The sequence below is a fragment of the Klebsiella sp. JB_Kp042 genome, assembly GCF_040065275.1.
GTDB classification, from domain to species: Bacteria; Pseudomonadota; Gammaproteobacteria; order Enterobacterales; family Enterobacteriaceae; genus Klebsiella; species Klebsiella quasipneumoniae.
In genome coordinates, this window is sequence record NZ_JBEAJL010000039.1 from 1 (window position 1) to 14,573 (window position 14,573).

The 14,573-nt window shown below is 44.0% G+C and carries 7 protein-coding genes and 3 pseudogenes; 8 read left to right on the top strand and 2 right to left on the bottom strand.

Going from position 1 to position 14,573, the window contains the following annotated elements; all coding sequences use genetic code 11:
- Positions 1-1,660, top strand: a 1,660-nt coding sequence (locus ABLV54_RS12090; RefSeq protein WP_348814159.1) for a sensor domain-containing diguanylate cyclase, incomplete at its 5' end; no start/stop codon positions are given.
- 91 nt (positions 1,661-1,751) lie between these two features.
- Here the strand turns inward: ABLV54_RS12090 and ABLV54_RS12095 are convergent.
- Positions 1,752-1,979: pseudogene (locus ABLV54_RS12095) on the bottom strand (IS3 family transposase); the annotation flags it as partial.
- 305 nt (positions 1,980-2,284) lie between these two features.
- Positions 2,285-2,401 (bottom strand): annotated as a pseudogene (locus tag ABLV54_RS12100) (transposase); the annotation flags it as partial.
- Positions 2,402-3,409: 1,008 nt separating this feature from the next.
- Here ABLV54_RS12100 and ABLV54_RS12105 point away from each other — a divergent pair.
- The 7 genes and pseudogenes from ABLV54_RS12105 to ABLV54_RS12135 form a co-directional block, all read left to right on the top strand.
- Positions 3,410-3,616 (top strand): annotated as a pseudogene (locus ABLV54_RS12105) (integrase core domain-containing protein); the annotation flags it as partial.
- Positions 3,617-3,660: 44 nt separating this feature from the next.
- Entirely contained in the window at positions 3,661-3,930 is a 270-nt protein-coding gene (locus tag ABLV54_RS12110) for a hypothetical protein (RefSeq protein WP_125450405.1), read from the top strand.
- Between the two features lie 97 nt (positions 3,931-4,027).
- Positions 4,028-5,190 (top strand): IS3 family transposase gene (locus ABLV54_RS12115; protein WP_348814160.1). Its coding sequence is split into 2 segments (ribosomal slippage): positions 4,028-4,289 and positions 4,289-5,190, totalling 1,164 coding nucleotides; the frame shifts between segments, so codons are not numbered across the junction.
- 785 nt (positions 5,191-5,975) lie between these two features.
- Positions 5,976-7,844, top strand: coding sequence for a DUF262 domain-containing protein (locus tag ABLV54_RS12120; protein ID WP_228302847.1), 1,869 nt, complete (start codon positions 5,976-5,978; stop codon positions 7,842-7,844).
- A gap of 202 nt (positions 7,845-8,046) precedes the next feature.
- Entirely contained in the window at positions 8,047-9,603 is a 1,557-nt protein-coding gene (locus tag ABLV54_RS12125) for a type I restriction-modification system subunit M (protein ID WP_071444117.1), read from the top strand.
- On the top strand, positions 9,600-10,868 hold the full coding sequence (locus ABLV54_RS12130; protein WP_071444116.1) for a restriction endonuclease subunit S: 1,269 nt from the start codon (positions 9,600-9,602) through the stop codon (positions 10,866-10,868). Before ABLV54_RS12125 ends, ABLV54_RS12130 begins: the two co-directional genes overlap by 4 nt.
- A 116-nt stretch (positions 10,869-10,984) precedes the next feature.
- The gene (locus tag ABLV54_RS12135) at positions 10,985-14,101 is read left to right on the top strand and encodes an HsdR family type I site-specific deoxyribonuclease (protein WP_114263127.1); all 3,117 of its coding nucleotides are present in this window, start codon (positions 10,985-10,987) and stop codon (positions 14,099-14,101) included.
- Positions 14,102-14,573 lie beyond the last annotated feature (472 nt).

A 14,573-nucleotide genomic window follows, 5' to 3' on the forward strand; every position in this document is an offset into this window, starting at 1 on the left:
ACACAACCCGCTACGGGGGAGACTTACCCGAAATCTGATTTATTCAACAAAGCCGGCTGCTATGGTAAATGCGGCATTTTTTAATTATATGGAGTGTATTTTTATGAGAATTAAAAAGCCTCACCTTCGTCCGATAGTCATAACCTTGTCCGTTGGTGGTATTTTTTTGACTTCTATTTTTATGATAGTTGTCATTATGTTTTATCAACACGAAAATATAGAAAAAGATTTGCTTGATGCTAATTCATCGTACGCTATGAAAATGTCGGATGTAATGAGCAGTTATATTGAAATGGCTCAGGGCGAACTAGCATATGGTGCTAAGAAAATTGAATCAACGACTGATGTCGAATATCTTAAAAATGAGGCTGATAGGCTAAGATTGCAGTCCGGCATGTTTAATTCAGTTATTGTTGTTAGTAATGGCGCTGTTGTTCTGGCAACTTCTCCAGAATCACTTGATTTAGTTGGTGTTCACTTGAACTCAAGTGTCAGTAAATTGGCTATTGAGGGCAAAAAGGCATTTATATCGCAACCTTACAAATCAGTTGCTGGGAATTTGATTATTTTGTTGTCACATCCTATTTATGATAAGAGTGGTAATTACATAGGGTATATCGGCGGGTCTATATATCTAAAAAAACAGAGTTTATTTAGCGATGTTTTGAGTAGGCATTTTTTTAATGACGACACTGAAATTACCATCGTTAGTGATGATGGTAATGTGATCTTTAATAAAGATAACAGTGTTGTTGGTCGACCGATGGTTATGCCTGATGATTTGAAATCAAAGTTAGCTTCGTCTGAAAGAGGCGATGGTACCTTTTTTTCTTCGGGGCATAAGTATCTTCTTGGTTATGCTCATATGAAAAATACTGACTGGAATGTGTTTGTTTATAGTCATGCTGACAACGTGACCACTATTCTTATTAATTATGCTAAAAATGTGCTTGTGCTGCTAGTTGTAATAATAGTTGTGTTTTCAGTTGTTTCATATTTCATTGCATCCCAAATCTCAATTCCTTTAGAAAATCTTGCTATATCTACCAATGCTAAAGATATAGAGTCCTCGCTGACTTATATCAAAGGTATCAATGCTTGGTATGCCGAAGCTGACCGCCTTAAAAAGGCACTTTTAACGAATGTAAAGGTAATGATGAAAAGGGTTAACACTCTAAATGAAGTGGCAGTAAAAGATCCCCTAACCGGTGTAAATAATAGATTGGGGTTTTCGAATAAAACAAAGGATTACACGCAAGGCTCAGGGGCTTCAGTTATTGCTATTGATGTTGACTTTTTTAAAAAGATAAATGATTTCTTCGGGCATGGGGTCGGAGATGAGGTGCTTATTTCTTTGGCTCATGTTATTAATTCTTGCTGCCGAAGTGAAGATATTGTTTGCCGGTTTGGTGGTGAAGAGTTTGTTATTTTTCTGCCGAATACTTCAGTGGTAACAGCAGAGCGTATTGCGGAGCGTATCAGAAGTGTTATTGAAAGTACTGTTTTTACTAATGACTTGCGTGTCACCATATCTGCTGGTGTAGCAACGCAAACTGATCCCCTTAGTGGGATCGACTTTTTGCTGAAAAATGCTGATGATGCTCTTTATCAAGCAAAGGGAGAGGGGCGTAATAAAGTGATTGTATATAGTGCTATTTGAGTTTTGGGTAATGCTCCCAACTTACTGATTTAGTGTACGATGGTGCTTTTGAGGTTCTCACGTGGCTTACATTTGAATCGCCACGGATAATCTAAACACTTCCGAGCCATTGATAATGCTGGTTTTCATATCCTGTCGGTGACATCTGATTGCTCGACCCATGTCGACGCTTACTGTTATAAAAAATTTCGATGTAATCAAAAATTTCGCTGCGGGCTTCTCCCGCCTTCCGTAGATCTTTTCTTTATGCGCTCTCGGTTCAGTAACTGAAAAAGTTTTCTGCAACCACGTTATCGTGACAGTTACCGCGACGGCTCATACACCCTTCCATGATTGCCGTGGTTCCGCGTCGTCTGGCCTGCAAAGATGATTATCTGGTGATTGTGGATATGCCACTGGAAGTACCATGCTTTACGAAAAGCATGGCCTGGAATCGCGATCCGGCGCATCAATGGATCCGGGCGTTGTGCGTTGAGGTCAGTCAGGATGATCCATTTAGACGGTATCAGAATACAGGGCGACTGTCGGTAAGATATAAAATTACTTATTTTCCTGATGCCGGATAGATGTAAGCAACACCCCAAACCAGATTCATTACTTGCAAAACGGAGGTAGTCCATAGATGTAAAAAGTGGGCTCAGAAATGCCCATATTTCGGCAGACTTCCCCGACGCGAGTGCCGGTTTCGGCCTTTTTCAGCGCAAACGCAATCTGTTCTTCAGTATAGCTTGTCTTTTTCATGGCGAAATACGTGAAATCGCTATTTAGCTATTTTTTATGAAGAATGATGATCCGAGATACTTGAAAACCGTTGTTGCCCTTTGAAAGCATCCCATTTTGAAAAAATCTTGAATTCAAAATGTTGAAGACAAAATCGGATGGAAAAAGTTAACTTATCTGGTATTGTCAGTAAAACCGGCAAAGGATTCAACTTACCAGGGGTGGTTTGTTGAATATGGAGCAGTAGCAGCCCCTTTGCCGGTTTGTCAGCCTATCATGCTTGCATCACTTTCCTTCCTGCACCTAAAGACATCCACATACGATCTGCAAATAAGAAGCTCAGGTTTCATTATGGGAATGAACTTCTTTTAACGATAAATGGATCTCGCCAGATGCATGAAACGTGACACTGTCACATTTAGATGGATATGATTTAATTACGTTGGTTATAGCTACCATGGTAAATATCAATATCGATAAAATAACATCAATTAATTATAAAATTTATACATAATAAATAAAACGAGGTTTCAGTATTTTGCTATAAAAACAATAAAAATGTATGGATTCAGGAATAATGAGAAATATGCTCATTTTTCCATCGCTTCAAGAGGTATGCAACATCCTATTTACAGTTAGAATAATAACGATTATTCCATTTGTTATCATATTGTAAAAAAGAGTAGGGCGGTATCTTTTCCTAGTTCGTGCTTAAAAAAGTAACTTTTTCGCGCCTCTCTACTGAGTAACGCTACGTGAAATCTGGAGAAATTTAGGGGGGTGAGTACGCCAGATTTTGCGTAGCGCACGGTTGTCAAAGTACAAAATTTGTCTGATTTATGCCCGGATCGTGGTTGAAATGAAAACGAAGTATGAAGGGCTGGCGAAGTGAAGCTTTTTACGCCATAAAAATACTTTTGTGCTTTGAGGAGGGAGTGGAACAGCTTATAGACCACATCAAGCCTTGTGTAACAGTGTGTGGGTCATCCTCTTGGTTGACCTGCTCCCCGTTGATTAACACACCGCGATGAGAGCTTCGTGAAAACGATAAAGCGTGACTACATAAGTATCATGCCCAAACCAGACGGGTTAACGGCAGCAAAGAACCTTGCAGAGGCGTTCGAGCATTATAACGAATGGCATCCGCATAGTGCGCTGGGTTATCGCTCGCCACGGGAATATCTGCGGCAGCGGGCCAGTAATGGGTTAAGTGATAACAGGTGTCTGGAAATATAGGGGCGAATCCACTTTTCCTTTCGTTTACCATCAGAGGTGGAAGTGTGGGTGATGTGGTTTCTGGTCTGTTGTCGTTCTCCGCATGTGAAGTAATGGCGTTCCCTGCTTATCAGGAATTTGCGTTATCTTTCGAGGTAAGAGTGGGTAAACGATATGGCGCCGGGGACTGTTCTGGCCTGGTCTTGTCTGGAGTTTCTTCCCGGGTATTCTCTTCCGTGTATTGGGGAATAGCGTTCAGAGAAACTGGCTTTCTCTCGCCGCTTTTTGGTGGTGGTCGAGATTTGCTTCATGTGGTCGGTAGCCTGGGGCAATGAGGTTGGTCTTTTCGGTAGCCTGGCAGGAAGAGTGATCTTACCCAGCAATAGTGGACACGCGACTAAGTGAGTAAACTCTCAACCAGAGGTGACTCACATGACAAAACCAACATCAACCACCAAAAAGCCACGCAAGCAGCACACTCCTGAATTTCGTCAGGAAGCCCTGAAACTGGCTGAACGCATTGGGGTGGCAGCTGCCGCCCGCGAACTTAACCTGTATGAATCACAGCTCTACAACTGGCGAAGCAAACAGCAAAATCAGTTCTCTTCTTCTGAACGCGAGCAGGAAATGTCCGCTGAGATCGCCCGTCTGAAACGTCAACTGGCAGAACGGGATGAGGAACTGGCCATTCTCCAAAAGGCCGCGACATACTTCGCGAAGCGCCTGAAATGAAGTATGTCTTCATCGAAAAACATCAGGCTGAGTTCAGTATCAAAGCCATGTGCCGTGTACTTCAGGTTACCCGTAGTGGCTGGTACATCTGGCATCAGCGTCGTTATCAGGTAAACCGGCGTCAGCAGTTCCGCCTTGTCTGTGATAACGTCGTCCGGGAAGCATTCAGTGACGCAAAACAACGCTATGGCGCGCCACGCCTGACGGATGAGCTTCGTGCCCAGGGTTACCGGTTCAACGTGAAAACCGTGGCTGCCAGCCTGCGTCGTCAGGGGCTACGGGCGAAAGCTTCACGAAAGTTCAGTCCGGTCAGTTACCGCGAACATGGTCTGCCAGTCTCAGAGAATCTGCTGAAGCAGGACTTTTACGCCAGCGGCCCGAATCAGAAGTGGGTGGGTGACATCACGTATCTTCGCACTGGTGAAGGCTGGCTTTATCTGGCCGTGGTTATCGATCTGTGGTCGCGGTCAGTCATTGGCTGGTCGATGTCCTCACGGATGACAGCACGGCTTGCCTGCGATGCGTTACAGATGGCGCTGTGGCGGCGTAAACGTCCGGAAAACGTCATCGTGCATACAGACAGAGGCGGTCAGTACTGTTCAACGGATTACCAGAGCTTGCTGAAACGCCATAATCTGCGGGGGAGTATGAGCGCCAGAGGTTGTTGTTACGACAATGCCTGTGCGGAAAGCTTCTTCCATACGCTGAAGGTGGAATGTAACCACGGAGAGGACTTTGTCAGCCGGGAAATCATGCGGACAGCAGTGTTTAATTATATTGAGTGTGATTACAATCGGTGGCGTCGTCACGGTGCCTGTGGCGGTTTTAGTCCGGAACAATTTGAAAACCAGAACCTCGCTTAGGGTTGTGTCCATATTACGCGGGTAGGATCAGAGGTGGGTATTGCCTGGGTGTGGGGTAATGGCAGTTCCTTTTCTTCGTTATCTTGTTTTGTTGTATTCTTGTAGCATAAAACAATTTGTTTATACCATCATTAAACGCAACGAGAGCCATTCTGAGCGTGTCTATTTTGTGGTGGTATCAGGAGTCGTTTTTGGCGTTTTCGTCGCAGGGTGTTGGTCTCTGGTACGCTGCTTAAGGGATAGAAGAAGTGGCATGGCAAAACGTCAACTTTTGAGACCAAATCAGGGTAAAGCGTTGACTTTTCGTTGATGTGTTATTTATTTGTTTTTTTGTGGGTGTTATGTGCGTAAAAGCCTTGCCGCGCCTGGAGTGTATGAGGTTGGTGGGTAGGGAAGAGGGGCGATCAACGAGTTCTTATAGAAATCCTCAATTAGTGACCGCCAATGTCAACGCGTTAATTAGTATGTCGCCTGGGAGTCTGTACGCGTAGCCACGCTTCATTCCCCCCAAATCACGCGTCACAAAGCTGCCAGCGTAACGTTTGGTAATGACCTGGCAGACATAACAGATGGCGAGAAGATAAAGCATGGACTTCTTGTTAACCTTGGTAAAACATAGCAAGACAGGTTTCATCACTTTGTGCATCCGCAATGCGAGTCTACACGAACGAAAAACACAAGCCGAGCAGTCAGCTTTTCCACTGCATAAATTATGCTTGTGCAAATACTGTACTCGTTACACTCTTTAGATTAAAATCAGCCAGTTAATATAACACATGAGGTTTATGATGGCTGGCCAGTATGAAAAAGCAATAACGATAAAACAAGCGATAGATTCGATTAATTTACGCCACTACCTTCTGCCTGCAATTCAGCGAAAGTTTGTCTGGAGCAGCAGGCAAATATGTCTGCTATTTGATTCCATCATGCGAGACTACCCGATAAACTCTTTCATGATGTGGGATATCAGTAGTATCAGTATTAAAAACGATTACAAATTTTATGAGTTCCTGAAAGAATACTGTCAGCGATTTAATGAAGAAAACCCATGTGTACCAACAAATGCGGGATTTCATGATTTTAAGGCGGTGATTGATGGTCAGCAGCGTCTCACATCTTTATATATTGGACTGTGTGGAACGTATGCGTATAAACAACCCCGGGTGTGGTGGCCTTCGGCACAGGATGATCGCATCCTGCCGCCCAGAAAGCTTTACGTCGATTTAACAGCGCCACTTGACTCAGACGATGAGCCCATGATGAAGTACAACTTCAGGTTCCTCACCGACAAGCAATACACTGATTCACTTACCGATAACAAACATCACTGGTTCTGCCTTCACGAAATATTCAAATACGAGCAAATTGATTCTCCGGATGATATCTTATTTAAAGTTGTCGTACCAGAACTCGAAAAAAGAGGACTCATTTCCAGTGAATTCTCCAGAAAAACCCTGCTTAAACTTTATACCAAGATAAGAACTGAGAATCTTATCCACTACTTCAATGAGAGCAGCCAGGACATTGATCATGTGTTGGATGTTTTCATCCGCACGAATAGCGGGGGGACAAAACTTGAGTTCTCCGACTTACTGATGTCAATAGCTGTAGCACACTGGCAGGGTGATTTCAGAAGAGAACTGGATGAACTAACAAAAAACATTTATCAGAATAATGAAATGGGGTTTTATATTGAAAGAGACTGGTTCTTAAAAACCAGCCTGATGCTTATTGACTCTGACGTCCGGTTCAAAGTAAAAAATTTCACTTCAGAAGAGGTCGGTAAGATACAACAACAATGGTCTGAAATAAAATCCTGTATCAAGGAGACTTTTGTTCTTATCAGGCGATTCGGCATCAATCCACAGTCACTGATATCTAAAAATGCAGTCATTCCTGTGGTCTACTGGCTTTACAAAAAGCAAACCAATGGACACCCATTATATACAACGATTAATCTCCTGAATAAAAACCACAATGAACGCTCAGTAATTAGCCAGTGGTTTTACATGGTACTTCTGAAAGGGATCTTTGGAAGCCAGGCAGATGCGCTACTCACGAGCATCAGAGACGTAATGAAGAATAGTCTTTCAGATGTTCATTTTCCTCTTGAGAAAATTATTGACAGGTACAAAGGCTCGAATAAGGACCTCAGATTTGACGACGAATACATCGAAAGCCTTCTCAATATCAGATATGGCGAAGGTCGCTGCCGCGCACTATTGCATCTTCTGTTCCCTGAAATGAATCCGACCGAGGTGTTTCATATTGATCACCTTCATCCAAGAAATCATTTTTCAAATAAATATCTTGAAAAATTAGATTATATTGTGAATTCACCGGAGAAACTCAGCTTTTACGAAAATCCGGGACACTGGGACACCATACCTAACCTTCATTTACTGAATCACTCTCAGAATACAAGTAAACAGAATACATCCCTGAAACAATGGCTATCTCACTCATCAAACAACTATACTCCATCAATGCTGTTAGTTTCAGATGAAAATATTGAGTTCAGTCGCTTCCAGGAATTCTACAATGAGCGAAGAAACGCCCTAAAGCAAAGACTACTGAATCGGGTATTTCTTACAACAAAAATAGATTCATCACCATCCACAATAGATACGGATGAAGAAATTCTCACCGACTGAACGTTCAGCCCCGATAGTATCGGGCTTCAGTATTTATCGTCAGCGCAACGTTTCTACTGGCCTGACTGAAAGAGCGTTGGCTACACAACCGGGCAAACGAACTCTCAGTGCAACGCATGACATACAAAACCTGTCATCAATATGAAATTGCGATAAAATCGGGCCAATAACAGTACTTAAGAATCATACAACAGGATACAAGATGACAAGCCTTCAGCAGCGTGCAGAGCTACACCGTCAAATCTGGGCCATAGCCAATGATGTCAGGGGCTCAGTGGATGGATGGGATTTTAAACAGTATGTACTCGGTGCACTTTTCTATCGCTTCATCAGTGAGAATTTTTCCAGCTACATGGAAGCAGGGGATGAGAGCATACATTATGCTGCACTTGATGACAGCATCATTACCGATGACATCAAAGACGATGCCATCAGGACTAAAGGCTATTTCATCTACCCGAGCCAGCTGTTCTGCAACGTTGCCGCTAAAGCTAACACCAACGACAGGCTGAATGCTGATTTAAACAGTATCTTCGTTGCTATTGAAAGCTCTGCCTACGGCTATCCGTCCGAGGCCGACATCAAAGGCCTGTTCGCCGATTTCGATACGACCAGCAATCGACTGGGGAACACCGTCAAAGATAAAAACAGCCGTCTTGCCGCCGTACTGAAAGGCGTGGAGGGGCTGAAGCTGGGGAATTTTAACGAGCACCAGATTGATCTGTTTGGTGATGCCTACGAGTTCCTGATTTCTAACTATGCGGCGAATGCCGGTAAGTCTGGCGGGGAGTTCTTCACACCTCAGCATGTCTCTAAGCTGATTGCTCAGCTTGCGATGCACGGTCAGACTCACGTCAACAAAATCTATGACCCTGCTGCAGGCTCGGGCTCACTGCTGCTGCAGGCGAAAAAACATTTTGATAACCACATCATCGAAGAAGGCTTTTTTGGTCAGGAAATCAACCATACGACGTTCAACCTGGCGCGTATGAACATGTTTCTGCACAATATCAACTACGACAAATTTGATATCAGACTGGGGAATACCCTGACTGAGCCTCACTTTTGCGATGAAAAACCGTTTGACGCGATCGTCTCTAACCCACCGTACTCAGTTAAGTGGATTGGCAGTGACGACCCGACCCTGATTAACGATGAGCGTTTCGCTCCGGCAGGTGTGCTGGCACCAAAATCAAAAGCTGACTTTGCGTTCGTGCTTCATGCGCTTAACTACCTGTCTGCTAAGGGGCGTGCAGCAATAGTTTGCTTCCCCGGTATTTTCTACCGTGGCGGAGCAGAACAGAAAATCCGCCAGTATCTGGTCGACAACAACTATGTAGAAACCGTGATTTCACTGGCACCGAACCTGTTCTTTGGCACCACCATTGCCGTAAACATTCTGGTGTTGTCTAAACATAAAACAGATACAAAAGTTCAGTTTATTGACGCCAGCGAATTGTTCAAAAAAGAGACTAACAACAATATCCTGACCGATGCCCATATCGAACAGATTATGCAGGCCTTTGCCAGCAAAGCAGATACCGACCATCTGGCGAAAACTGTCCCTCATGAAACAGTTGCCGCCAATAACTATAACCTGTCAGTCAGCAGCTACGTCGAAGCCATGAATACCCGCGAAATAATTGATATCTCTGAACTGAATACTGAACTGAAAATCACCGTCGGCAAAATCGATCAGTTACGTAAAGATATCGATGTAATTGTGGCTGAAATTGAAGGCCGTGAGGTGCAGTCATGAGCAAGCTGAGTTATCTAGACAAATTGCTAGATGGAGTTGTTGTTGAGTGGAAGACTCTGGGAGAAGTCGCGAAGTATATACGTGGTTTAACTTACAGCAAATCGAATGAAAGCGCAGATGGTCAAGGTTACAGGGTCCTTCGTGCTAACAATATCACTTTGTCTAGTAATTGTTTAAATTTAAATGATGTCAAAGTGGTGAAGTTTGACACCAAAGTAAAGGATTCGCAAAAACTATATAAGGACGACATACTGATAAGCGCAGCAAGTGGTAGCCGTGAACATGTTGGAAAAGTTGCTTACATTGAATCAGATATTGACTACTACTTTGGCGGATTTATGGGTGTTGTCAGATGCGATGAAAAATTAAATCCGCGTTATTTATTTCACGTTTTAACAAGTGATATTTTTCAAAAATATCTCGATGAAATGTTGAATAGCTCAACCATCAACAACTTGAACTCAGCAGTAATGGGAGGATTCAAAATCCCTATACCTTGTCCGAATAAACCGGACAAGTCCCTTGCCATCCAGTCTGAAATCGTCCGAATTTTGGATAAATTCACTGCCCTTACAGCTGAACTTACAGCTGAACTTACCATGCGTAAAAAACAGTACAACTACTATCTTGACCAATTGCTTAGTTTTGAAAAGGGTGAGGTTGAGTGGAAGACGCTGGGAGATATTGGTGATGTAAGGATGTGCAAGCGCATCCTCAAGAATGAGACTCTGCCTGAAGGGGATGTGCCATTCTATAAAATTGGCACATTTGGAAAGAAAGCGAATGCATTTATTTCCAGGGATGTATTTGAGGCTTACAAGAACAAGTACTCCTTTCCAAAAAAAGGTGATGTTCTAATTTCTGCATCAGGGACCATAGGGCGTACGGTTATATATGACGGAGAGCCTGCTTATTTTCAGGATAGCAATATTGTCTGGCTAGAAAACGACGAAAGTATTGTTACTAATAAGTATCTCTGGCACTTCTATAAAATCGCCAAGTGGGCTGTTTCAGAAGGTGGAACAATAGACAGACTCTATAATGACAACATCAGGAAAACGAAGATTATCGTACCTTACCCGAGCGATCCCAGTAAATCACTCGCGGAGCAAAACCGTGTGGTTGCCATCCTCGAAAAATTCGATGCTTTGACCAGTTCAATCAGTGAAGGCCTACCTCGCGAAATCGAGCTACGACAAAAACAGTACGAATACTATCGTGACTTGCTGTTCAGCTTCCCGAGACCAGAAACCGCCAGCAACTGACGGACCATTGATACCGGCAGGGTTTGTTCTCACCCGCCCGGTATCAGGCTTTACGAATGCCGGAAGATGCTTCTGATACCCTTCCGGACTTTGCCAGATGACGCACAGGATGCACCATGACACAACAGATACACACCATTGCTGAATCCAATAACTTTATCGTCCTTGATAGGTACACTAAAGTTCAGGATACTGGCGACAGCTACCAGAGCGAATCGGACCTTGAGCGGGAGCTGATTCAGGACCTTCTTAATCAGGGTTATGAGTTTATCTCCGTTAAGTCACCGACTGCGATGCTGGCGAATGTGCGGGACCAGCTTCAGCGTCTTAATGGTGTGGTGTTTAACGAAAGTGAATGGCGGCGCTTCACAGAGCAATATCTGGACAGCCCCAGTGACAGCAGCCTGGACAAAACCCGTAAAATCCATATCGACTATATCTGTGATTTTACGTTTGATGATGGTCGTCTGGAAAACATCTATTTGATAGATAAAAAGAACCTGCTGCGCAATAAGGTGCAGGTCATTCAGCAGTTTGAACAGACCGGCTCACACGCTAACCGTTATGATGTTACGATTCTGGTCAACGGCCTGCCGCTGGTGCAAATCGAACTCAAAAAGCGCGGCGTGGCGATTCGTGAAGCCTTTAACCAGATACACCGTTACAGTAAGGAAAGCTTTAACAGCGACAACTCCCTGTTTAAATACCTGCAACTGTTTGTGATATCTAACGGAACCGATACTCGGTACTTTGCCAGTACCACTAGGCGGGATAAAAACAGCTTTGATTTCACCATGAACTGGGCGAAATCGGATAACACCCTGATAAAGGACCTGAAGGACTTTACCGCCACTTTCTTCCAGAAGCATACCCTGCTGAATGTTCTGTTTAATTACAGCGTGTTTGATAGCAGCCAGACACTGCTGGTCATGCGTCCCTATCAGATTGCCGCCACCGAGCGCATTCTATGGAAAATCAACAGCTCTTTTAAAGCGAAGAACTGGTCAAAACCCGAAAGCGGTGGATTTATCTGGCATACCACCGGGTCAGGAAAAACCCTGACCAGCTTTAAGGCCGCACGTCTGGCTACTGAGCTGGACTTTATCGATAAAGTCTTCTTCGTGGTCGACAGGAAAGACCTCGATTACCAGACCATGAAGGAGTATCAGCGCTTCTCTCCGGACAGTGTCAATGGTTCGGATAATACAGCAGGCCTCAGAAGAAACCTGGATAAGGACGATAACAAAATCATCGTCACAACCATTCAGAAACTCAATAATCTGATGAAAGCCGAAGCTGACCTGCCCGTCTATCAGCAGCAGGTGGTGTTTATCTTTGATGAGTGTCACCGCAGCCAGTTTGGTGAGGCCCAGAAAAACCTCAAAAAGAAATTCAGACGCTTTTATCAGTTTGGTTTTACCGGTACTCCTATTTTCCCGGAAAACGCACTGGGAGCAGAAACTACAACCAGCGTGTTCGGGCGTGAATTACATTCTTACGTAATTACTGATGCAATTCGTGATGAAAAGGTGCTGAAGTTTAAGGTGGACTATAACGATGTCCGCCCACGGTTTAAGTCTCTTGAAACGGAAACTGATGAGAAAAAACTCAGCGCGGCTGAAAACCAACAGGCATTTTTGCACCCACTACGTATCCAGGAAATAACGCAATACATCATCAATAACTTCCGTCAGAAAACGCACCGAACCTTCCCGGGAGCTAAGGGCTTTAACGCCATGTTAGCAGTTAGCAGTGTGGAAGCGGCAAAAGCTTATTACTCGACGTTTAAAATGCTACAGGAAGAAGCAGCAAAAAAATCAGGCAGCTATAAACGCCTTCGGGTTGCAACCATCTTCTCCTTTGCTGCAAATGAAGAGCAAAGCGCTATTGGTGATATTACCGACGAAAGCTTTGATACCAGCGCAATGAACAGCAGCGCAAAGGAATTCCTGGATTCAGCCATTGATGACTATAACAACCACTTTAAAACCAATTTCAGTACCGACAGTAACGGCTTCCAGAACTACTACCGCGATTTAGCTCAACGAGTGAAAAATCAGGATATTGACCTTCTCATCGTGGTGGGAATGTTCTTAACCGGCTTTGATGCCCCGACGCTTAACACTCTGTTCGTTGACAAAAACCTGCGTTATCACGGCCTGATGCAGGCATTTTCCCGCACCAACCGTATCTATGATGCAACCAAAACCTTCGGCAATATCGTGACTTTCAGGGACCTGGAGCGTCCCACCATTGATGCCATTACACTTTTTGGCGACAAAAACACCAAGAATGTGGTACTGGAAAAAAGCTACGAAGAGTACATGCAGGGCTTTAGCGATGCGGCAACCGGCGAAGCTAAACGAGGTTTTATGTCTATTGTTTCGGAGCTGGAGCAGCGTTTCCCTGACCCTGCCAGTATCGACAGTGAAAAAGAGAAAAAAGCCTTCGTCAAACTATTTGGTGAATATCTGCGGGCAGAAAACATCCTGCAAAACTACGATGAATTTGCCACGCTGAAAGCCCTGCAGAATGTTGATATTAGTGACCCGGAAGCGGTAGAAACCTTTAAAGCAGAGCACTACGTGGATGATGAAAAATTTGCTGAATTACAAACCATTCGCCTCCCTGCCGAACGTAAAGTTCAGGACTACCGCTCAGCTTACAATGATATCCGGGACTGGCAGCGACGTGAAAAAGCAGCAAACGACAGGGATACATCAACCACGGACTGGGATGACGTGGTGTTTGAAATTGACCTGCTCAAGTCGCAAGAGATTAACCTGGACTACATTCTGGGCCTGATTTTTGACCACAACCGTCAGAAAAAGGGTAAAGAAGCCCTGACTGAAGAGGTCAGGCGCTTAATCCGCTCAAGTCTGGGCAACCGTGCCAAAGAAGGTCTGATTGTTGACTTTATTCAGCAAACTAACCTTGATGACATGCCGGATAAGGCCAGTATCATTGATGCATTCTTTACCTATGCTCAGCGTGAACAGCAACGGGAAGCGGAAGCGTTGATTAAGGAAGAAAACCTCAATGAAGAGGCGGCAAGGCGCTATATCCGTACATCACTCAAACGGGAATATGCTACCGAAAATGGGACGGAGTTAAATGAGACGCTACCAAAACTCAGTCCACTGAATCCTCAGTACAAAACGAAAAAGCAGACCGTATTCCAAAAAATTGGGGCGTTTATCGAAAAATTTAAAGGGGTTGGAGGAAGGATTTAAATTACATTAGGTTATTAAGAAATTTTTTCTTAAAAGAGCTTAGGGATATGATCTTATATCCCTACCAAATAATTTCCACTTCCAATGTACGTAGTACAAATCTTAAACACTTTTTCCAGTGACGTTCGTCGCCATAAGTGAAGTCGTGAACCTGGTGCATGAACGCGATCCCTTTCTCGCACTCGGCCACGATTGCATGGATGACGTTCATCTATTTGCTGTGGTCGATACCGGTGTTCGAAGCAAAAGACTCAAGGACAGAAAGCGCTGTACTCATAATTTCACCATATAAACAATTTGTTTTCTTATTGGTTTTATTATCTCAAACAAGAAAAGGCGTAAAAGATGTATATAGAGGGCTACAGAGGAGGGGAAGGGGGCCCTCGCCCCCTTGTTATTTCAGGTTCAGTGGCTGACTTGGGCTTTGTTGAATAAATCAGATTTCGGGTAAGTCTCCCCCGTAGCGGGTTGT

Excerpts from the sequence above, each read along its gene's own strand:
- ABLV54_RS12120 (WP_228302847.1), top strand. The coding sequence starts at position 5,976 with ATGATGGCTGGCCAGTATGAAAAAGCAATAACGATAAAACAAGCGATA.
- ABLV54_RS12125 (WP_071444117.1), top strand. The coding sequence starts at position 8,047 with ATGACAAGCCTTCAGCAGCGTGCAGAGCTACACCGTCAAATCTGGGCC.
- ABLV54_RS12130 (WP_071444116.1), top strand. The coding sequence starts at position 9,600 with ATGAGCAAGCTGAGTTATCTAGACAAATTGCTAGATGGAGTTGTTGTT.
- ABLV54_RS12135 (WP_114263127.1), top strand. The coding sequence starts at position 10,985 with ATGACACAACAGATACACACCATTGCTGAATCCAATAACTTTATCGTC.